Source organism: Clostridium sp. CM037 (assembly GCF_055081095.1).
The window spans coordinates 1,649,383-1,671,593 of record NZ_CM143650.1 but is presented as its reverse complement, the minus strand read 5'-3'; the positions used below and the strand labels follow the sequence as shown (position 1 = coordinate 1,671,593).

Sequence of the window (22,211 nt, the reverse complement as noted above, 5' to 3'; positions counted from 1 at the left end):
TTATACCTCCAGTTTCTTGTAATCTCGTTTACCAAATATTTTCTCACCAAGTCTTATCATATTAGCGCCTTGTTCTAACGCAATTTGAAAATCTTTACTCATACCTAATGATAGGATTTCCATGGAAACATTTTTATATTTAAAAGTTTTTAGATCATCAAATATAGTTTTCATCTGGGTAAAGTATCCTCTAGAACTTTCATCGTTACCGATAGGAATTGTAGCCATTAGTCCTTTAATTTTCACATTTTTACATTCTTCACACACTTTTATTATAGCACTTACTTCTTCAACAGCTATACCTGTCTTTGCAGCTTCTTTTCCTATATTAATTTGAATTAAAACCCTGGCAATTTCATTTTTAGAAGCATAACGCTTTTCAATTTCTTGCAATAAATGTACGCTATCTAAAGAATGAATAAGATAAACTTTTCCAACTATATATTTCACCTTATTTGTCTGTAAATGTCCTATAAAGTGCCATCTAGCATCAATGTCTAAGCTATCATATTTTCCAATTAATTCTTGTACTTTATTCTCTCCAAAATCTCTAGCCCCAGATGTGTATGCTTCTTTTATTTCATCAATTTGTCTAGTCTTAGAAACGCATATTAGTGTTACATTTTCTGGAATCTCGCTTTTTATTTTGTTATAAGCTTCCCCAATAGTCAACTATCCGTCCCCTCCTTAATAATCTTTCTGACATAAAACAATTATTAATTGTCATCTCCTATTTCTACTTATTTCTTCATTAAACATAAAATTCCTTCATTTTTTTATAAATTAATATTATTTTTAATTATACCAATTTATTTTTTTGTGGGATTCATATAATTATATTTAAAATAGCCCGTATATGCCGCTATTTCTACATTATCCGTCTTAAGAATATTAACTTTAACATTTCTAGTCTTCAATAATGTCATATATGTTTGGTCTAGCGTTAAATAATTATACAACACATCTTTATTCCCTATGGCATTGATATAAAATGGGCTTACTATCTTAACCCCATGTAAATTGATATAAGGCCCACCGCAAAATCCATAATTATCATAAATAATCCTTTCTCCATTAACAGAAATTGCTTCTGCCCCTGCATTTTTGAGGTCATTTATCACTTGAATAACATCATTATCATGAATTAACTGATCACTATTAACATAATTATCAGCATCATCTAATATAATTTCAATTCCAGGACCTTCAACATCAGTCTTCCCTAAGAATATATTATTATTACTAACCTCATCTTGAATAACCTTAGTAATTTCAGCTTTTTTTTCATCGCTACTATCATATTTTTCGAGCTTTGAATAAGTTTTATAATATTCTTCTTTTAAATTGCTTAATTCAGAATATAATTTAGTTCTCTCATTGTAGGCTACATCATACTGTTTTACATCTAAAACAGTATTTTTCCCTTCAAATCCGATATTCATAGCAATAAGAAGTCCTAGGATTATTGAAGCAACAAAAACAAAAACGGTAGCTTCATTATTTTTCATTTAATCACCTCATTAATGAGATTTTGTTTTATCTATTAAAAGCCGCCTAATAATCGCAAAATTTTCAAATATTCTTCCGCCAAATACTATAACTGCAGCTAAATAAATTGGAATTCCTAATTTATCGCCTAGATACACCATCGCTACAGCTAACACTGCATTTCCAAAAAACCCTGATATAAAAATATCGGCTCTAAAATTATGTGAAATTGAACCTCTTAATGCACCAAAAACTGAATCTAAACACGCAAAAATTGCTACAGAAATATACGGAGAAAATCCAACTGGAATATCAACATTCCACACAACTCCTAATATAATTCCTATTAATAACCCTACGAAAGCAACCATTTAATCACCTCTACTTCTTTTCTACTGGTCTTGCATACTCGAATTTATATACTTTGTTATATTTAGAAATCACAACTTTATCTACTGTATTCGTAGTTACATCACACGCACTACTCAAGAATTGTGAGATTGTTCCTGGGAATTTTATAGCGCCTTCTAATCTAGTTTTATCTCCAATTGCTTTAATAGTGACCCTTTTACTATAAGAAATCCTTTCATCATTTATAATAATTGCATTTCCAGCATTTCTTATTCCACTCCGGGTAGTTAACCTAATATCATTAATAGAAATCGCTTCAGCACCTACTGAATTTAACTCATTTACTATATGAGCTAAATCCACATCGTTTATCGCCTGCTGATTTTCAGTGTTACTACCAAAAATGTCACTCTTAGGATCTATATAAACTATTATACCTTGACCTTCTACTTCGATTTGTCCAGTAAGAATTCTTGTTTCTTCCAATTCTTTATATAGTAACTCACTTTTTTCATTATCTCCCATGTTCGTCTTTTCATATTTTGCCGTTTTAGCATCTAAATCATCTATCTTTTTCTGCATAACTTCTTTGCTTATTTTAAGTTGCTCGTTTTCAGTTATAATTTCTGGTGTATTCTTATTGGTATCTACTACTGCTGCTGAATTTTGTTTTCCTATCATTTTAAATTGGTAAGAGATCATAAATCCTAATAATACACATACTATACCAATAGATATTTGGGCTCTAAACTTCTTCATAGACTTCCTCCTTGCTACTCTCTGGGGGAGATAAATATTGTTATTTTTTACCCTTTTGTTCTATAAAAACAACTGGATTGCTTTTAGAACTAACATCTACATATCCCTTTGCACTCTTATATTGAGGTTCTGTAATAATATTTATTGACTTATTAAATTTGTTTTTCAAGTCTTCGCTTGTACCAAATTTAATACACATTTCCCCAGCATAAACCTTGATATCCAATACATTGCTTACATCTACCATTGTTATAATATTATTGCCTTTATTCTTTCTATAATCATTAATAATATTTGTTATTTCCACTGCAATATTTATTTTTCTATCATCCTTTGACGCAATTAAATTGCCCACTTCACACTTTTCAAAATTGAATCCAATTAAATTCACTAAGTTCATATCTTTAACATTCGACCTTTTTTCAAGCAAAATACCTTTGTTATCTAGAATATAATAAGCGTTGTTTAATTTACCATAAAACACAGCTACCCTTTCCTCTATTTCTATTACAATCTTATTAGGAAGGTCTTTCCTAACTTTTACACCTACTATATACGGATTTTTCATGATTTGTTGCTTGCTATCGTTGAAACTTTCAGAAAAAATATTACCCCCTAAGTGAATACTCGCCGTATCATTTATTTCGACTTTAGAAGCATTCATATTTCCTACAATTTCAATAGTTTCAATGTTAAAATAAGGTAATTTAATGCATAATGTAATTAATGTAGATATCATAATTATTACTAGTAACATTAAATACTTTACCTTTTTTTTGCTTTTTCTTCTATGTAATAATTTTTCTTTATTTTTTATAATATAATTCCCTTTTTTAAGATTATTACTCTTTTTTGTCATTCACTTCCCCGCATTCAATAATATATATTTTTTTACAAATCAGCTTATTAAAATACAACATACTAAATTTGTAGATTATACCGAATAACCAAGTTTATTTACATAAATGTGGTCTAAAATTTGCCTCTATTATATAATAACACTTAACTTAATTATTTACATCTCAATTTCAATGTATTTATCAGTATTTAAAAAAAATTAATATTTTGCAATATTAAGCATAGAAAAAGGCATGCACATATGCATGCCTTTTATTCTAATTTTTATTTACAGTTTGCCTTGACACATTTAAAAGTATTCCCATCGCAAACATATTGAAAAGCAGAGCTGAACCTCCATAACTTATAAAAGGCAGCGGCACACCGGTTACTGGCATTGACCCAGTAACTACTGCTATATTAATAATTGCTTGAACCGCTATAACAGAGGTAATCCCTATAGCTAAAATAGTACCATACATATCTTTCGCTGTAACTGCTATTTTAATACCACGCCATACAAAAATAATGAATAATAAAATTATAAAACCGCATCCGATTAGCCCTAATTCTTCTCCAATTATTGCGAAAATAAAATCCGTATGTGGTTCCGGTATATATAAACATTTTTGCCTTGATTGTCCAATTCCTGAACCAGTAAACCCTCCTGACCCAAGTGCAAGTAATGATTGAACTAATTGATACCCCTTACCTTGACTATCATCAAAAGGGTTTCTAAAATTCATAACCCTAGCCAATCTATATGGTTCAAAAATTGCTAGAGCAACAACCGCAGCTACTAGCGATGACCCTATAGCAAAAAGATGTTGAAATCTTGCCCCTACTGCAAATAAAATAATTACAGTAACGATCATTATAATAGCTGCTATACTTAAGTTTGGCTCCAACAAAATTAAACCTGCATAAAAACCCGAAACTAATAGGTATGGAAGTACCCCTTTAACGAATTCTTTGACTTTTTCCCCTTTTAAATCTAAGCTTTTAGCCATATATAATACTATAGCATATTTTGCAACTTCTGATGGTTGAAATTTTGCAAATCCTAATGGAATCCACCGTCTAGAGAAGTTTATGGGGGAGAATGCAAATACAGCAAGTAAAGATATTGCAGTAAATATCATAATAATTCCAGTGTATTTTTTTATAATATGATAATCAGTTTTAATAGCTGTAACCATAAAAACACAGCCAATGCATGCCCACATAAATTGCTTTTTAAAAAACAATTCTGGATCGTTAGATTTAAAAGCCGCATAATATGAGCTAGAACTATAAACCATTACCACTCCGATTGCCACAAGAAGCATTATGGTTGCAAATAATACAAAATCTATTTGCCCCATTTTAACCTTGTATTTTTTCATACTATATCCTCCTTACGTCACTAATAGGAAAAGGATAGAAATCCAATTAAACAAAAAATCACCGTTACAATGGAGAATACTGCAACAACCTTAGTTTCGTGCCATCCACTTAATTCAAAATGGTGATGAATTGGAGACATTTTAAATACTCTCTTACCTGTAGCCTTAAATACTAACACTTGAATAATAACAGATAGAGTCTCTATAACATATACGCCACCTACAATTGCAACTAAAAAAGGTGATTTTAGTATCATACCAACTGCAGCTACTGCGCCACCAAGTGCAAGTGCTCCCATATCTCCCATAAAAATTTGTGCTTTATAAGAATTGTATTTTAAGAACCCTAATAATGCACCCGCAAGCGCAGCACAGAATATCGCAAGAGTCGTATGAAACATCATATTACTAACCAATGCAAAGAATGTCATAACTACTATTGTAACTGAGGTAGCTAGACCATCTAATCCATCTGTTAAATTAACTGCGTTTGTGGTTGCTGCAAAATATACAATAATAAAAGGCACATACCAAACACCCAATTTTATAACTTTATCAGAAAATGGTAACATTATATCCGTTCCTATTTTAAGTGAAGAGTAATAACCAATTAAACCTGATACTACAACCAAAAGTAACATCTTTTGTTTAGATGTAAGTCCTTCATTTTGTTTACGTATTATTTTTAACAAATCATCAATAAGTCCTATTAATCCAAATGCTATAAAACAATACACTGCAATCCTAGCTTCAGCACTTGTATGTCTAACAAGGATTAACATTGTAATTATTGTAGAAATCATAAATATTATGCCACCCATAGTAGGTGTCCCTGCTTTTTTCAGATGACTTTTAGGTCCTTCTGCTCTTATATTTTGACCAAATTTAAGCTTATGTAACATAGGGATTATTAATGGCCCTAGTATAATTGATAGGAAAAATGCAATTAAAACCGAATAAATAATTAAGCTCATTTTTCTATCACCTCTTTAGCATTTATATTCGTGAACGAATGTAAATTCGTTAGTTCGCTAACTATGCTCTCAAATTTCATATATCTTGAAGCTTTAACTAAAACAACATCATTTTGATTGATCATTCCATCCAAAAAGGAAACTACCTCATTATAGGTTTGAAAACTTCTATATTTATCTATATCGTTAAATCCTTCTTTATATGCTTCATTAAATTCACCTAAAGTAATTAATAAATCAATTTTTTTACGTTTTGCATATTCTCCGACTTGTTTATGTGCCTGCGTGGCGCTATTTCCGAGTTCCCTCATAGTACCAAGAATCGCAATTTTATAATTCCCACTAATATTGCAAAGCACATCAATTGCAGCCATCATTGAATCTGGGCTAGCATTATAGCAGTCATTAATTATAGTAAACTTTTTACCTTTTGTTATATCTAAACGCATAGACGTAGCTTCTAACTTTTTAAACCCTTGAGCAATTTCATTATAACTCATGTCCATTGCCCTTGCACAAGCTACTGCTAGCATTGAATTTAGTATATTATGCCGTCCTGGTATATTCACCTCAATAATATTATCTATTAAATTTTTCTTGTCCATTATGCGAAATGTTATTTTATTTTCTTCTACATTTAAATCGCATGCTTTTAAATCAGCTTCAGAATCAATTCCTGTTCTTATAAGTCTATAATTTGCCGTGTTCACATCTTCTAATAAATCATTATCTGAATTTACAATTAAAATACTGTCTTTACTAAAAAAATCTGTTATCTCCATTTTAGCTTTTAATATATTTTCTCTAGTTTTAAGATTTTCAATATGAGACATTCCAATGTTAGTAATAATAGCAATATCAGGTTTTGAAGTCTCACATAAGTTATGAATTTCTCCGAAATCACTCATACCCATTTCGAGGACTGCAACATCATAACTTTTATCTAACTTAAATATCATCATAGGTAACCCTATTTCATTATTAAAATTGCCCAAAGTTTTAAAAACTTTGAATTTTGCGCCAAGAACTGCTGCAACCAAATCCTTTGTGGACGTTTTGCCTGTAGATCCGGTAATTCCTACTACTTTTAAATCTAGCTTATTTATATAAAATTTTGCAATATTAAGTAGTGCTTTTCTAGTATCCACCACCTTAATTACAGCTGTTTTCTTATTAAGCAGCGCTTTATCAAACTTCATTTCATCAATTATGCAAATTGAAGCTCCTTTTTTGCTAGCCTCAACGATAAAATCATTAGCATTAAAGTTTTCACCCTTTAATGCTATAAAAATATCCTTCTCTTTTATAGTTCTTGTATCTATGCAAACATTATTATATAATGTATTCTCGCCTTGATGCAAGGCGCTTTCACCTTTAACTACTATTTTACCCCCAGTTGCCTCTAATATCTCGTCAAAACTAATATACTCCATCTAAAATAGCTCCTTTATTATCTCTGAGACAACTTCTCGCTCATCAAAATGTATAGTTTTTTCTTTCAAAACTTGATAGTCTTCATGCCCTTTTCCTGCGATAACAATTATATCACCGCATCTTGCAATTTCAATTGCTCGTTTTATAGCCGCGCGCCTATTCTCTATAATTTCGAAATTATGTTTTTCAATACCGGATGCTACATCATTAATTATTTGCATAGGATCTTCAGTTCTTGGATTGTCTGAAGTTATTAATGAAAAATCGCTTAGCAGAGTTCCAATTTTACCCATTATGGCTCTTTTGGCTTTATCTCTATCTCCACCACAACCAAAAACGCTTATAAGTTTACCCTTTGTAAATTCCCTGACAGTTTTTAGTATGTTTTCTAATGCATCTGGCGTATGTGCATAATCTAAAATTATTTCAAATCCCAACTTATGGTTATTGTAAGCAAGTTCACAACGCCCAGGCACTTGAATCTTTTGTAGAGCTAGTTTAATTTTAGCTAGGTCTATTCCCTGATTTAAGCAAACTGCTATAGACCCAAGCGCATTATATATATTGTAATTTCCTGGTATACTCAATTCTATTTCAAAAGAGTTTCCTTTGTACTCTAATGTAAATTCACTTCCCCTTGAATGCATTTTTATATCACTTGCCATAATATCTGCATTGCTATTTAATCCATAGCTTAATTTGCTACTTTTAATTAAACTATAGACTTTCGCTCCATATATATCATCAATGTTAATTACAGCGCTTTTACTTAATTTAAATAACTTTAATTTTGCATTAAAATAATTTTCAAAGGTTTTATGGAAATCTAAATGATCCTGAGTTAAATTTGTAAAAATACTTTCACAAAACTCTATTCCATATACCCTATCTAAACTTAAAGAGTGCGAAGACACCTCCATAACACAATAATCTACACCCGACTCCACCATTTCCTTGAAAAGTTCATGTAATTCAAGTGATTCAGGAGTAGTCCTCTCTGTATGAATTTTCTTTTCTCCAATATAATTTGCTATAGTTCCAATAAGTCCAACTTTGTACCCTTGCTGTTCCAAAATAGCTTTAATCATAAAAGCTGAAGTTGTTTTTCCATTAGTACCTGTAACTCCTATCATTTTCATGTTACGACTTGGATTTTCATAGTAATTAGCTGCACTTATGGCCAATGCTTTTCTGCTATCTTCTACTCTAATCACCACACAGTTTAAATGCTCTTCTATATTTTTCTGGCACACAACAGCAACTGCTCCATTGTTAATTGCATTTTGTATATATTTATGACCATCAAGATTATACCCTTCTACAGCGAAAAACACATCCCCTTCTTTAATTTTTCTTGAATCATATTGAATTCCCTTTATATCAATATCAATGTTACCCTGGATTAAATTGAAATTAATATTCTCCATAATTTTTTCAAACTTCATATTACCACTCCTTTAAATCATCACATAAAATATGCTTAACAAAAAAAATATCTATTCCCCTTTTACATGGCAAATCCGACAGCTCAGAATTGCTGAGTCCTGTCGGTTTTATTTTCATGTGCCTATCACCTAATTATACACTATATTTAATGACATTTCAGAAGTAAAATCACGCTTTTCTAAAAGTAGGTGTTACATACTATAACAAAGTAAAATATTCAGTGGGATATAAATTCACTTCTGAAGTCATTAATATTACAGCATCGAAGATGATGCTTTAACTAATCAGCCGTAATATCTAAATGAATTGTTATCGTAGTTCCTTTTTTCACTTCTTTGCATTCTATGCTTTGCTCTGCGACTATTCCATTACCAACGAATTTAGCTTTTAGTCCAAGACTTCCTAGAAGTGCAGTAGTTTTTTCCGGGCTACTTCCTATTATATTTGGAACCATGACCATATTATTATCTTTTTTTAATTCACCAGTGTGTAAAATAATTTCAGTTCCTTCCTTAACCGTATATCCAGGTTTCGGAGTCATATCAGTAATAACTTCTCCATCTGAACTTAATTTTACCTTTAAATTATTATCTTTCAATGACTTTTCTGCCTCCGACTTCTTAAGTCCCCTTACTTCAGGCACAATAACATCCTTTAATAAGCTTTTTGAAGTTTCCTCCTTTGAAGCATCAGATTTAAATGATAAATAATTAAAAACATCATTAAAAACTTGCTTTCCAACTACTGTTGCAATCTGACCACCATAATACCAAGAGGGGTCTGGTTCATCAATATTAATTAATAAGGTTATCTGAGGATCATTTGCAGGCGCCATTCCTGCAAATGATGATACATATTTTCCTGGTGCATAGCCAGCTCCTGTAGTATTAATTTTTTGAGCTGTCCCTGTCTTTCCGGCAATATGGTATCCTGCAATAAATGCCTTTTTACCACCACCATTTTCTACAACCTGCTCAAGGTAAGATCGAAGCTGCTTTGCAACTCCTTCATCCATTATTTTTCTTTCATTATAATTTGAATATTTTTGCAGAACTTTTTTATTATTTAAATCATCATAATTTACTATCTCTTTCATAACATGAGGCGTTATAAGTTTTCCCCCATTTGCAATAGCGTTAAAGCCCTTCATATACTGTATACAAGATAAGGTATTCCCTTGCCCAAAGGATGTTACTGCTACATCAAGAGCAGTCATATCTTTAGCTTTTCTAATTATTCCGAGTGCTTCTCCATTTAAATCAATACCAGTTTTTTTACCAAATCCAAATAATTCAATGTATTTATTTAGTTTTTCTGGTCCAAGTCTTCTACCAAGTTCCATAAATCCAACATTACAAGAGTTTTTTAATATATCCACAAAATTTTGAGATCCATGCCCTGTTGTTTTCCAACACTTTACTGTTTTACCTAAAATTACAGTGTTGCCAGTACAGTTAAATTTATCATCTTCCTTAACTAGCCCCTCTTCCATAGCCCCTGTAGCCGTAACTACTTTAAAAATAGACCCCGGCTCGAACGTATCACTTACTGCCCTATTTCTCCATGCCTTTTGATTTTCATCAAAATTTTTAGTAAGGTCCCAAGGGTCATTAGGATTATAATCTGGTTTATTAACCATCCCCAATATTTCTCCATTTTTAGGATTCATTGCAATTATACTAACTGCTTTCGCTTTATTGTCAATCATAGCCTGCGAAGCTGCTTTCTCACAAAAATATTGAATCATCTCATCAATAGTAAGCACTACATCTTTACCCTCTATAGGCTTTGTATAATCTGAGATTGTATAAGGCAATTCTTCACTTTTTCTATCGGTTTCTGAAATTTTTATTCCAGGTATACCTGATAGATATTTATTGTAATACAATTCAACACCTGTAAGTCCATTGCCATCAGAATTCGTATGCCCTACAACATTTGCTAAGAAATTCCCATTGGGATAATATCTTTTTGTATCTCCAGTAATAACAATTCCTCGAAGCTTTTGATTTTTCGAAAAATCATTAATTTTATCAGCTGTAGCTTTATCTATTCTTCTCTTTAAAATCGCTGCTCCAATAGGTTTCCCCTTTGAATTAGTCTTAGTCAAAACAGGTAAAACTTCACTAGATTCCATTCCAAGTATTTTAGCGATTTCTGGTGCAATATCGTTCATACTTAGCTTATTTTTTTTAGTAGTTTCACGTAGCGAATTAAGATCTAAATCCACTCTAAATACATTTGCACTTATAGCTAAATCTTCTCCATTTCTGTCTAAGATCCTTCCCCTCTTTGGTGCAATCCGAACGTCACTTGTCCACTGCAAAATTGCTTTTTCTTTATATTCCTTCCCTTTAGCTATCATTACGTAGCTCAACCTACTAATTAATAGAAAAAGCAAAAGAAAAAGCATGAAAAAGACAACCAACATTCTACGCTTAACTACTACCTTGTCTCTATACTCTCCTTTTGCCAATTTATGTCCTCCTTGCTAATTCTTCAAAGCAAACAGTAATTAAAAAATAATATTTTTAATTTTATCTATTACGTCGTTACTTGTTTTCGCTTCTAACTCTTCTTTTGTTTCTAAATTGTTTTTACTCAAATTTAAGTATTGTATGTCACTAACCTTTGGGTTAACCATATGAAGTTTTGTCGTCGCTGTTTTCTCAACGTAACTTATATTTCTAAACTTCATTAGTTCTACATCATACGCGTCATTTTCTTTACTGACCATTTCTATTTCAGCTTTAACTTTAGAAGTCGCATCTTGATAATTATAAATCATACAATATCTAGCAATGGTTATCATTCCAATAACAAACCCTAAACTAATATTTAAAAGAACTCTTTTTTTCTTTTTCATTTCCTTCAGATTTTTACTGCTTTGTGTCTGTTTTCGTGATTTTTCTAAATCTTCATAATTTCGTTTTTTTAATGGCTCATATGGTGCTAAAACTGTATTTCCATCCATTATAAACTTATTTTTTTCTATTATCACTTTATTCACCCCATCCACAATTTAGAACTAATTTTTTTGCGCCACTCTTAGTTTTGCACTTCTACTTCTTGAGTTTATTTCTATCTCTGTCTCTGTTGCCCTTATAGGTTTTCTACTTATAAGTTTCACGATTGGTGTTTTACCACACACACACATAGGTAACTCTTTTGGACATTTGCATGGATCTTCTAAACTTTTAAATTTAACTTTAACAATTCTATCTTCAAGTGACTGGAATGTAATTATAGCCATTCTCCCACCGCGATGTAGTCTAGCTATTCCATCCTCAATTGCTTTATCTAATATTTTTAATTCCCCATTAACTTCGATTCTTATTCCTTGGAATGTTCTTTTAGCTGGATGGCCTCCATCTCTCTTAAACTTTGCGGGAATCGCTGCATCTATAACATTCACTAGTTCCAAGGTAGTATTGATTGGTTTATCTTTTCTTCTATCTACTATGAAATTAGCAATTCTTTTCGAAAATTTTTCTTCGCCATAATTTCTTAAAACCTCTGCTATCTGTGGCTCTTCGTAGTTATTTACCACATCATATGCTGTTATACCTTTGCTTCTATCCATTCTCATATCAAGATTCGCATCCCTCATGTAGCTAAAACCACGTTCTGCATTATCTAATTGATATGACGATACCCCTAAATCCATAAAAATCCCATCTACTTTTTCTATTTTAAGTTTGTCAAGTATTGCCCCAATGTTATAAAAATTATCATGTACATATGTAACATTGTTATATTCTTTGATTTTTTCCTTTGCAGCTTTTAATGCATCTTCATCTTGGTCAATTCCAATTAACCGTCCTTTAGGTGACAGTCTTTTTAAGATTTCTAAGGAGTGCCCTGCACCTCCTAATGTACAATCAACATAAATTCCATCTTCTTTAATATCTAGCGCATCAATACACTCATTTAATAAAACTGATACATGTTTAAATTCCATTTTTAATCTCCTTTTATATGCCTAATTCATTCATTTTTTCTGCTATTTCATCAAAATTAATATCTGATTCATTATATTTATCCCATTTATCCTTAGACCATATTTCTATTCTAGTTGATACTCCTATGCTTACTATTTCCTTTTGAAGGCCTGCATATTCGCATAAATTCTGTGGTATTAAAGCTCTGCCTTGCTTATCTACTGTTATTTCATTAGCACCTGAGAAGAAAAACCGTACAAATGCCCTGGCATCTTTACTCGTCAATGGAAGTTTCTTTAATTTTTCCTCCATTATATTCCACTCAAGTGTTGTATATATGTATAAGCATCCATCTAGGCCCTTAGTCAATATAAATTCACTGCCTAATCCCTCTCGAAATTTAGTGGGAATAATCATTCTGTTTTTACTATCAATGGCATGTTGATATTCACCAATAAACATTTTATCCCCTACCTTATGAACTTACTCCACTTCGAACCACTTTAAACCATTTTAAACCACTAACAAGTATAATTCTATAGAAAAATGAAAATTCCTTCTTGTTTTATTGTTTTATTTTTATTTTTTAAAAACAATTAAACTTTTTTATGATTTTATTTGAATTTATTAACTTAAAATACATAATTATCAGGCTACGCATATCAAATTAAACAATTGTGCTAATTTACTTTCTTGAAATGCATTACGATGTAGGGTATAATTTATAAGAAATTAATAATATTAAATGCAAGAAAGGAATGTACATATATATGAAGCTAGGAATTGTAGGTTTACCAAATGTAGGAAAAAGCACACTGTTTAATGCAATAACAAAGGCAGGTGCAGAATCTGCTAATTACCCATTTTGTACTATAGAACCAAATATAGGTGTTGTAAGTGTACCTGACAAAAGATTGGATGTACTACAAACTATTTATAATAGTAAAAAAATAATTCGTACTGCAATTGAATTTTATGATATAGCAGGCCTTGTAAAAGGAGCAAGCAAAGGAGAAGGTTTAGGTAATAAATTTTTATCTCACATCCGAGAAGTAGAGTCTATTGTTCATGTGGTAAGATGTTTTAATGATGACAACATCATACATGTAGACGGCAATATCGATCCTACACGTGATATAGATACTATTAATTTAGAACTTATTTTTTCTGATCTTGATGTATTAGAAAGAAGAATGGAAAAGTCAGTAAAACTTGTTCGTTCTGGTGACAAAACAGCAAAAATGGAATATGCTCTTATGGAAAGAATAAAGGAACACCTTGAAGCAAATCTTCCAGTAAGAACATTAGAGTTTAACGAAGAAGAAGCCGCTTTTGTAAGTATTCTTTTCTTAATTACTGCAAAACCAGTATTATATGCTGCAAATATAAGCGAAGATGATTTAATGTCTGGTAACACAGAAAATGATATGGTAAAAAAAGTTAAAGAATTTGCTGCGAATGAGAATTCAGAAGTAATTGTAGTTTGCGCCAGACTTGAAGAAGAATTATCCACTTTGGATGATGATGAAAAAATGGAACTTCTAAAGGAATATGGTCTTACTGAGACGGGCCTTGATAAACTTATCCACTCAAGTTATAAACTACTCGGTTTAATGAGCTTTTTAACTGCAGGACCTCAAGAAATAAGAGCATGGACTATAAACATTGGAACTAAAGCCCCTGCTGCCGCTGGGAAAATCCATTCGGATATAGAAAGAGGTTTTATAAGAGCAGAAATAGTTTCCTTTGATAAATTAGTTGAATGTGGCTCTGAAGCTGCTGCTAAAGAAAAAGGACTGTATAGACTTGAAGGAAAAGAGTATATTATGCAAGATGGCGATGTAGTTAACTTTAGATTTAACGTGTAGCAAAGCAAGCAGGACAATTTAGTCCTGCTTATTTAATATCTATTATTAAATAATAACCTGGGAAGCTTCATCTCCTGAGGAGCTGTTCATCATTTTTTGCTATATTTTTTTAATTCTTTGTTAATAGCTATCATTACAGCATCAAAGCTAATATCAGGATTTCCCATTAGCACTCCAATTGCATCCTCTATAGATGTCATCGTATATATATGAAAGTTTCCATTTTTAATTTCGCTTTCAACTTCTTCATTTAAAACCAAGTCTACTGCATTTGACAAAGGTATCATTACACCTTTATCCTTTATTGAGTCAATTGCTTTGCATGCTGCAAAGAAACCTTCTATTTTATCGTTTACTCCTCCTATAGGTTGGACCTCACCAAATTGATTTACCGAACCAGTGATTGCAATGCTCTGTTTTATAGGTATCTTACTTAGAGCTGAGAGCATACACATTATTTCTGCAACCGACGCACTATCACCATCTATTTTTCCATAAATTTGTTCAAAGCTTAGGTGAAAATCTACCGGTAATTTAGTAAATCCGCCATTAATAGTACTTATATATCCCTTTAAAATATTAATAGATTTACTATGGATACTTCCACTTAGATTGCTCTCCTTTTGGACATCTATAATATTACCTTCTCCCTTATAGCAGCAACAGGTAATCTTTATTGGCTTACCAAAACTAAAATATCCTGTATCCATTACCGATAATCCATTCACTTGTCCAATTCTACTATTTATAACATCAATAAGCATCTTTTTTTCAGTATAATTGTCTAAAATCTCCTTTTCCATGATGTCTTTTTTATAGCCTACCTCAATTATATCTCCTTCACTAATCTCTTTTTTATTTTCTCCTATAACCTTATTGTTAGCTAAGATTAGTAGCTTATTTATTTCATATTTGTCATAGTATATCTTTTCTCTACTCTGTGCTTTCCGTGATAAAATCTTTGCTACTTCTCTTATAGCTCCTTTTGTAAGAAACTTATAATTGTTTTCGCAACAAGTTTTATTTATCTCAAATACAAGAGATTTCTTTAAATAATTGTCTATATTCTGCACTGGATTACATTCTGCTTTTATAGTGAAAATTTTTCTAAAGTCTTCATCATAGTTATAAAGCAAGTCATAAGTCTCATAGTTTCCAATAAGAATTATCTTTTCCTTAACTGGTATAGGTTCTGGGTTAAATGCATTTAAAGATCCAATCTCATAAGAGTTTCTGTTATAAGCCGAATCTACCTCTTCTGTTAATAATGTTTTTTTCAAATTATGATAAGCCGCAGCATCCTTTAGTAAATCATTTGCTCTAATTATCAAACACCCTTCATTTGCTTTTAGTATACTACCGCTTTTTATAAATTCTATACCTGTAGAATAAACCCCTTTGTGATTTTCATACTCTATATTTCCAAGTAAGTTTGTCAAATTAGGATCTTGTTCAAATATTACTGGCCGAATTTGATTTTCACTATTATCTACCATTACATTTATAGCATATTTGTATATAATTTCATTTATCTTTTCCTCGTCATCATCATAACTTAAAGAATAATTATCTATAAGTCTTTTTTCAATATCATTGCATACTATATCAAAATAATTTTGTACAGATTCATCTTCCATAAACAAATTTTTATATTCTTCTTTTAAATCATTCATTTCATTTTTATAGTACACTTCCATTAGTTGTTTTATTTTCTCTAAGTCTTCTCCTTCAGAATCTTTTAGTTCCTCTAATGTTTCGCGAGCATTCTCTTTTAACATAGTTGCCGTGTATAAAATATTATCTTTTTCCCCTTTATCCAATGTTTCATATTCATTTTCAGACATTTCCTTTTCATCACTTAAAGGAATGAATGTGAATCCGCTATTAGTGGATTTTATATCAAAACCTTTCTCTTTTGCTGTATCTATTAGCTTACCAATTAATTTATTTCTTTTCTTTTGAATATTTTCCTGAATGTCTTCAATTTCCTTATTTGCAGAATTGTTATAAAACTGAAATGTGCACCCTAAATATTCATTCTGCATTTCTTCAAATGTCTCTTTTAGCTTATTAGCCCCTCCATTACTTACGAAAATAGGTTTAGGAGATTTTTCATCTTCATATAGTACATAACAAATGTCTTTTGGTTTGCTCTTATTTTCGAAACTTTTATTTACATATTTCATAATCTCTTTAATGGTTTCTTTTGAAAAGTCATCTATTAAATAAATATTAAAACCCTCTTTATCTATACTCATGGCAGTTTTAATATTTTCTATTACATCATAATATTGAGGCATAGTATATAATTCTTCTTTTGTACTCATATCTTCAATGTCAAATTCATATATAATATCTTTTGGAGTTAATTCTCTATTCATATTCCTCCTCCTTTCAATTCTTTATTATATTAATATTCTCAAATCACCAATTTAGGAACAAATATTATCATTAAGAAATAATAATATTTTCTAAATTTATGTGTATATATTTTTTTTCTTATAGAATTTTAATAATAAATATTAATAGTAGCCATTTTTTTAATACTTGAGTTAAATTACAACATACGATATAATAAGCTTATTGACTTTTTATATTTTTTATAATTTTTGTTGTGAAGGAGTAATACTGATGGGATTTAAAGACAAAATTACTAATAGTTATACACAGGCTTATTTAAAGAGATATGGCGATAGACTTACTCAAGCACAGGGTCGAGTTCTATCAGTCAAAGTAGCAGAAAAAAATTATCTAAGAATATTTTATAAATTAACTGTAACCATCTTAGTAAAGGCCGAAGGAAGTAAATCTATTTCTAAGTGCATATTCAAAAAGCACCGTTGGTTCAAAAAAGTTAACTTTATATCTGTGCTTCAAGGTCATTCTGTTATAATTCAAGGAATGAAGGGTAAAAAAGGTAAAGAACACAGCGAGCATATTCAAATTGCAAACATTAGAAATATGACTACCAAAAAGGACCTGGTTCCAATGCAGGGGAATGCTCCAAAAGTTCAAAGAATAAGATCTGACAGACGTTTTAAATAATGAAAGCTATATGACTATGTCATATAGCTTTCATTATTTAAAATTGCATCAACACCTCACTGTGATGCTTATATCACCGTTAAGTGATACTTCATCACCGCTAGGTGATGCCTAGTGCTTATGCATCAAATACAAATATAAACTATTTATAAAGGAAATAATGCCCGAGAAAAATAAAATAATTAACCATTGCCCTAAATTAAGTGGTATGGTATGAAATACACTCTGTAAGAATGGAATATACACTATGCTAATCAGCATAATTATGGATATACCTACAGCCCCAATTAGGTACAAATTTGTAAAGGGATTAATTTCAAATAAAGATTGTTTTTCTGATCTACATTCAAACACATGTATGAGTTGAGACAAAACTAATGTTCCAAGAGCCAATGTTCTACATGCCTTAATATTCATACCATAATATTTACCACCGATAAACGCCATTATTGTACAAACACCAATTAGGCACCCGCGAATGACAATTTTTTCTGTAAGCCCTCTTGAAAATACACTTTCATTCTTTCCTCTAGGTTTTTCAAACATGATATCACTATCAGCTGGATCCACGCCCAAAGCAATAGCGGGAAGTCCATCTGTGACTAAATTTACAAATAAAATTTGTATTGGAAGTAGAGGATTTTCTAAGTAGAATAATGAAGCCAAAAACATGGTAAGCACTTCCCCTAAATTACAGGATAGTAAGTACCTGATAAATTTCCTTATATTGTCATATATTACACGTCCCTCTTCAACTGCTGCAACAATAGTTGCAAAATTATCATCTAAAAGAATCATAGAGGCCGCCTCTTTAGTTACATCCGTTCCAGATATCCCCATAGCTATCCCAATATCTGCTTCTTTTATAGCCGGGGCATCATTTACACCATCTCCAGTCATTGCCACAATATGATTTTTATGTTTAAAAGCTTTTACAATTCTTAGCTTGTGTTTTGGACTTACCCTTGCGAATATTTTTAAATTATCAATATTCTTATCTAGTTCCTTATCACTTAATTTATCCAGCTCATCTCCAGTTATAACCTCCTCCGAATATTTACATATATCTAAATCTTTTCCGATGGCATAAGCTGTATTTTTGTGGTCCCCTGTTATCATTACAGGTTTTATACCTGCAATCTTGCACTTTATAACTGCATCTTTTACTTCTTTTCTTGGGGGATCAATTATACCCGCTACGCCGATAAAAATTAAATTAGTTTCCAAATTATCATTTTTTATGATACCAGACACCTTATAGGCACAAGCAATGCACCTTAATGCTTTATAGGACATTGACTCTACAGCCCTTATTAGATGATTCTTATAATTCGGAAGCATCGGCTGCACCAATCCGTCTAGCAATATATAATTGCATTTTTCTATAACCCTTTCTGGAGCACCCTTTACATAGCAAATTTCTTTATCATTTTCTTTAACAACGACAGACATAATTTTCCTTGTTGAGTTAAATGGTATTTCATATAAACGTCTTGATTTATTCAAAAATACCTGTAATTCCTTGGAATTTCCAAAAAAAACTTTAATTAAAGCAGTTTCTGTAGGATCACCAAACAAGCATTTTTCAAATTTTTTTGCGTTAAAATCGTAATTACAATCATTGCAGTATGTAAATGCTTTTTTCATAACTAAATTCGATGGAATTTTACCTTTATCAACATCGTAAACCTGTCCATCAAAATACAATGATTTTACTGTCATATTATTTTCAGTTAGAGTTCCCGTTTTATCTGTACATATTACAGAAGTACAACCTAAAGTTTCGACTGCTGGTAATTTTCTAACTAAAGCTTTCCTTTTAAGCATCCTAGATACACCTAGTGCTAAGGCAACCGTAACTATAGCAGTTAACCCCTCTGGTATTGCAGCTACTGCAAGGCTTACTCCCAATAAGAACATTGCATATTTATCTTGTCCACGCGAGATGCCCATAAAAGTTACAACTACGCAAATTATTATACAAAGCATAACTAATATTTTCCCAAGATATGCTAGTCTCTCTTTAAGTGGAGACTTCTCCTCTTCAATACTATGAAGCATATCTGCTATTTTCCCCATTTCTGTATTCATACCTGTTGTTATAACTTTTGCTTTAGCTTTTCCTGTAAGAAGTATTGTTCCCATATAAATGTTATTATCCTTAGAACTGGCGCTTTTGTTTACTCCAGCAGATTCTCCAGTAAGTAAAGATTCATCTAGCATTACACTATTTTCCTCAGTCAAAATGCAATCAGCCGGAACTCTATCTCCACTTTCTAAAATCACTAAATCACCTGGCACTAAATATATTGCATTTATTACCAATATTCCACCATTTCTAATCACTTTAGCCGTTGGCGCTGCTAGCTTACTTAGTGCCTCCAGTGATTTCTCAGTTCGAAACTCTTGAATAAACCCTAGTATTCCATTCATTATAACTATAATAAATATAGTTATTGCATCCGCTTTTTCTCCCATAAGTCCTGAAAGCACTGTTGCTACAATTAATATCCAAGTAATAAAATCATTGAATTGTGAAAAGAATATTTTAAGCGCGGATATCTTTTTTTTATTTTCTAATTTGTTAAATCCATATTTTTTTAATCTACCTTCAGCCTCCTCTATGGTAAGACCCATTGATAATGTCTTACTATCACGTACAGATCCTCTTGGCTTATTATAATCCTTTGTATTATTATTTGGCACTTGTTCGTTAATCACTTTCTTACCCTCCTTATACTTGTCTAAGATAGATAACATTTACTAACCAATGCCGCTCCCATAAGTCACTATATTTTCTATTCATACTAATATATGTATTTATTCACTTACATATGAACAGAATATAGTGTATTATTTAATTAACATTGGTTTTTTCTTTACAATATAGGAGTTTGATTATAAAATAATATTAGCAACGATTGCTAATTAAAAATGACAATGAGTATAACAACTAATAATTGTTATACTCTCAAGAACAATACAAGGAGGCCCATACGTGAAAAACATTATTTATATTACTGGCCATAGAAATCCAGATACTGATTCTATTTGCTCTGCTATTGCTTATGCAGAGTTTAAAAATAAAATGGGGAAAATACCTGCAATTCCTATAAGACTCGGTGAAGTTAATAGCGAAACGGAATTTATTCTTAACTACTTTAATGTAGATCAGCCTGAGCTTATAACTACAGTTAAAACGCAAATTTCTGATTTAGATATAGACGTTGTAGCTCCAATTTCACCAGATATTTCTCTTAAAATGGCCTGGTCCATTATGAAAAAAAATGGCACTAAAACTCTACCTGTTATCAACGAACATGATCAATTAGCTGGTGTGGCATCAGTTTCGAATCTTGCTGCAAGCTATTTAGATGTTTGGGACAATACTATTCTTGCCAAAAGCAATACAACTCTTGATAATATTTTAGATACTCTATCAGCTAAATGCGTGTGCAAACCAAAAGATGCATTTAAAATAACTGGAAAGATTATTGTAGCTGCTATGCATCCAGAAAGCACAAAATCTGTAATTGAGGCTGATGATGTTGCCATATGTGGAGATAGAGAAGATACCCAGCTCTTAATAATTAATTGTAATGCTTCTCTTTTAATAATTACAGGAAACCATTCTCCAACAGATGAAGTTATTGAACTTGCAAAAACTAATAACTGTACAATAATAGTAACCCCTTTTGATACTTTTACAGCTTCTAGACTAATAACTCAAAGTATCCCCATCGATTATGTTATGAGCAAAAAAAATATTGTAAGCTTTAATACAGAAGATTTTATTGATGAAATAAAGCATATTATGATTGAGACTAGATACAGAAGTTATCCTGTTACTGATGAAAATAGTAAAGTCATTGGAAGTATATCTAGATACCATTTAATATCAGAAAACAGAAAAAAAATCATACTTGTAGATCATAATGAAAAAGCCCAATCTGTATTAGGAATAGAAGATGCTGAAATACTAGAAATAATTGATCATCATAGAATTGCAGATGTGCAAACTGGCATGCCTATATATTTTAGAAATGAACCTGTAGGTAGCACATCAACAATCGTAGCATCCATATTCTTTGATAATGGAATTAGGCCTTCAAAAAGCACCGCTGGTCTTCTATGTGCAGCAATAATTTCTGATACATTACTACTAAAGTCTCCTACTTCTACACTAGTCGATGAACTTATTTTAAATAAATTAGCTCAAATTGCTAATTTAAATGTGGAAGAGTTTGCAAAAAAAATGTTTAAAGCCGGTACATCACTTGAGGGTAAAACCGCTCAAGAAATTTTTTACCAAGACTTTAAGACCTTTACCCTTAATACTTTTAAAATAGGAGTATCACAAGTTGGTACAATGTATATTGAAGGCTTTGACCCACTGAAAGATAGCATGATAGATTTAATGAATAAAAAAGCCAAAGAAGGTGGCTTTGACTTGATTTTACTAATGCTAACTGATATATTAAATGGCGGTTCAGTATTAATAGCTACAGGGGAACATAAGGACATTATTTCAAAAGCCTTTGATGTTACTCTAACTGATAGCGGTGTATATATTCCTGGTATAGTTTCAAGAAAAAAACAAGTTATACCCCCTATTACAGCTGCCCTAAGTAAAATAAACAAATAAAAACAAAGCATATATTATTTATAATATATGCTTTGTTT

General features: G+C 31.3%; 18 protein-coding genes. 3 read left to right on the top strand and 15 right to left on the bottom strand.

From position 1 onward, the window contains the following. The 13 genes from ACWJKP_RS07915 to mraZ form a co-directional block, all read right to left on the bottom strand. Positions 1-672 (bottom strand): YggS family pyridoxal phosphate-dependent enzyme, encoded by a 672-nt coding sequence (locus ACWJKP_RS07915; protein ID WP_187351400.1) that lies wholly within the window; start codon positions 670-672, stop codon positions 1-3. A 137-nt stretch (positions 673-809) separates the two neighbouring features. Further along, complete coding sequence (locus ACWJKP_RS07910) at positions 810-1,508, bottom strand: DUF881 domain-containing protein (protein WP_165412108.1); 699 nt, start codon at positions 1,506-1,508, stop codon at positions 810-812. 12 nt (positions 1,509-1,520) lie between these two features. Continuing rightward, complete coding sequence (locus tag ACWJKP_RS07905) at positions 1,521-1,859, bottom strand: small basic family protein (RefSeq protein WP_165412109.1); 339 nt, start codon at positions 1,857-1,859, stop codon at positions 1,521-1,523. A gap of 10 nt (positions 1,860-1,869) precedes the next feature. Next, entirely contained in the window at positions 1,870-2,598 is a 729-nt protein-coding gene (locus tag ACWJKP_RS07900; RefSeq protein WP_165412110.1) for a DUF881 domain-containing protein, read from the bottom strand. A 40-nt stretch (positions 2,599-2,638) separates the two neighbouring features. Further along, the gene (locus tag ACWJKP_RS07895) at positions 2,639-3,457 is read right to left on the bottom strand and encodes a cell division protein FtsQ/DivIB (RefSeq protein WP_165412111.1); all 819 of its coding nucleotides are present in this window, start codon (positions 3,455-3,457) and stop codon (positions 2,639-2,641) included. A 256-nt stretch (positions 3,458-3,713) separates the two neighbouring features. Further along, positions 3,714-4,820, bottom strand: a complete 1,107-nt coding sequence (spoVE, locus tag ACWJKP_RS07890) for a stage V sporulation protein E (protein ID WP_165412112.1) — start codon at positions 4,818-4,820, stop codon at positions 3,714-3,716. A gap of 20 nt (positions 4,821-4,840) precedes the next feature. Further along, entirely contained in the window at positions 4,841-5,794 is a 954-nt protein-coding gene (mraY, locus tag ACWJKP_RS07885; RefSeq protein ID WP_165412113.1) for a phospho-N-acetylmuramoyl-pentapeptide-transferase, read from the bottom strand. After that, positions 5,791-7,227 carry a UDP-N-acetylmuramoyl-tripeptide--D-alanyl-D-alanine ligase gene (locus ACWJKP_RS07880; RefSeq protein WP_165412114.1) on the bottom strand — a complete coding sequence of 479 codons (1,437 nt, stop codon included), beginning with the start codon at positions 7,225-7,227 and terminating at the stop codon, positions 5,791-5,793. The genes mraY and ACWJKP_RS07880 overlap by 4 nt, the downstream gene beginning before the upstream one ends. Next, on the bottom strand, positions 7,228-8,673 hold the full coding sequence (locus ACWJKP_RS07875) for a UDP-N-acetylmuramoyl-L-alanyl-D-glutamate--2,6-diaminopimelate ligase (RefSeq protein WP_165412115.1): 1,446 nt from the start codon (positions 8,671-8,673) through the stop codon (positions 7,228-7,230). A gap of 281 nt (positions 8,674-8,954) precedes the next feature. Next, complete coding sequence (locus ACWJKP_RS07870) at positions 8,955-11,150, bottom strand: stage V sporulation protein D (protein ID WP_165412116.1); 2,196 nt, start codon at positions 11,148-11,150, stop codon at positions 8,955-8,957. A gap of 39 nt (positions 11,151-11,189) precedes the next feature. Then, positions 11,190-11,675 (bottom strand): hypothetical protein, encoded by a 486-nt coding sequence (locus ACWJKP_RS07865; protein ID WP_165412117.1) that lies wholly within the window; start codon positions 11,673-11,675, stop codon positions 11,190-11,192. Positions 11,676-11,702: 27 nt separating this feature from the next. Further along, the gene (gene rsmH / locus ACWJKP_RS07860; RefSeq protein ID WP_165412118.1) at positions 11,703-12,635 is read right to left on the bottom strand and encodes a 16S rRNA (cytosine(1402)-N(4))-methyltransferase RsmH; all 933 of its coding nucleotides are present in this window, start codon (positions 12,633-12,635) and stop codon (positions 11,703-11,705) included. Between the two features lie 13 nt (positions 12,636-12,648). Beyond that, entirely contained in the window at positions 12,649-13,077 is a 429-nt protein-coding gene (mraZ, locus tag ACWJKP_RS07855; RefSeq protein ID WP_165412119.1) for a division/cell wall cluster transcriptional repressor MraZ, read from the bottom strand. Positions 13,078-13,385: 308 nt separating this feature from the next. On the opposite strand from mraZ, the gene ychF reads away from it, so the two are divergent. Further along, positions 13,386-14,483 (top strand): redox-regulated ATPase YchF, encoded by a 1,098-nt coding sequence (gene ychF / locus ACWJKP_RS07850; RefSeq protein ID WP_165412120.1) that lies wholly within the window; start codon positions 13,386-13,388, stop codon positions 14,481-14,483. Between the two features lie 89 nt (positions 14,484-14,572). Here ychF and ACWJKP_RS07845 read toward each other — a convergent pair whose 3' ends face one another. Next, on the bottom strand, positions 14,573-16,864 hold the full coding sequence (locus ACWJKP_RS07845; protein WP_165412121.1) for an AAA family ATPase: 2,292 nt from the start codon (positions 16,862-16,864) through the stop codon (positions 14,573-14,575). Between the two features lie 250 nt (positions 16,865-17,114). Here ACWJKP_RS07845 and ACWJKP_RS07840 point away from each other — a divergent pair, with 250 nt between their 5' ends. Next, positions 17,115-17,528 (top strand): hypothetical protein, encoded by a 414-nt coding sequence (locus ACWJKP_RS07840; RefSeq protein WP_165412122.1) that lies wholly within the window; start codon positions 17,115-17,117, stop codon positions 17,526-17,528. A gap of 111 nt (positions 17,529-17,639) precedes the next feature. Here ACWJKP_RS07840 and ACWJKP_RS07835 read toward each other — a convergent pair whose 3' ends face one another. Further along, entirely contained in the window at positions 17,640-20,165 is a 2,526-nt protein-coding gene (locus ACWJKP_RS07835; RefSeq protein WP_165412161.1) for a calcium-translocating P-type ATPase, SERCA-type, read from the bottom strand. 361 nt (positions 20,166-20,526) lie between these two features. On the opposite strand from ACWJKP_RS07835, the gene ACWJKP_RS07830 reads away from it, so the two are divergent. Further along, on the top strand, positions 20,527-22,173 hold the full coding sequence (locus ACWJKP_RS07830; RefSeq protein WP_165412123.1) for a putative manganese-dependent inorganic diphosphatase: 1,647 nt from the start codon (positions 20,527-20,529) through the stop codon (positions 22,171-22,173). Positions 22,174-22,211: the final 38 nt, after the last annotated feature.

Excerpts from the sequence above, each read along its gene's own strand:
- ACWJKP_RS07910 (WP_165412108.1), bottom strand. The coding sequence starts at position 1,508 with ATGAAAAATAATGAAGCTACCGTTTTTGTTTTTGTTGCTTCAATAATC.
- ACWJKP_RS07905 (WP_165412109.1), bottom strand. The coding sequence starts at position 1,859 with ATGGTTGCTTTCGTAGGGTTATTAATAGGAATTATATTAGGAGTTGTG.
- ACWJKP_RS07900 (WP_165412110.1), bottom strand. The coding sequence starts at position 2,598 with ATGAAGAAGTTTAGAGCCCAAATATCTATTGGTATAGTATGTGTATTA.
- ACWJKP_RS07895 (WP_165412111.1), bottom strand. The coding sequence starts at position 3,457 with ATGACAAAAAAGAGTAATAATCTTAAAAAAGGGAATTATATTATAAAA.
- spoVE (WP_165412112.1), bottom strand. The coding sequence starts at position 4,820 with ATGAAAAAATACAAGGTTAAAATGGGGCAAATAGATTTTGTATTATTT.
- mraY (WP_165412113.1), bottom strand. The coding sequence starts at position 5,794 with ATGAGCTTAATTATTTATTCGGTTTTAATTGCATTTTTCCTATCAATT.
- ACWJKP_RS07880 (WP_165412114.1), bottom strand. The coding sequence starts at position 7,227 with ATGGAGTATATTAGTTTTGACGAGATATTAGAGGCAACTGGGGGTAAA.
- ACWJKP_RS07875 (WP_165412115.1), bottom strand. The coding sequence starts at position 8,673 with ATGAAGTTTGAAAAAATTATGGAGAATATTAATTTCAATTTAATCCAG.
- rsmH (WP_165412118.1), bottom strand. The coding sequence starts at position 12,635 with ATGGAATTTAAACATGTATCAGTTTTATTAAATGAGTGTATTGATGCG.
- mraZ (WP_165412119.1), bottom strand. The coding sequence starts at position 13,077 with ATGTTTATTGGTGAATATCAACATGCCATTGATAGTAAAAACAGAATG.
- ychF (WP_165412120.1), top strand. The coding sequence starts at position 13,386 with ATGAAGCTAGGAATTGTAGGTTTACCAAATGTAGGAAAAAGCACACTG.
- ACWJKP_RS07845 (WP_165412121.1), bottom strand. The coding sequence starts at position 16,864 with ATGAATAGAGAATTAACTCCAAAAGATATTATATATGAATTTGACATT.
- ACWJKP_RS07840 (WP_165412122.1), top strand. The coding sequence starts at position 17,115 with ATGGGATTTAAAGACAAAATTACTAATAGTTATACACAGGCTTATTTA.
- ACWJKP_RS07835 (WP_165412161.1), bottom strand. The coding sequence starts at position 20,165 with ATGGGTCTTACCATAGAGGAGGCTGAAGGTAGATTAAAAAAATATGGA.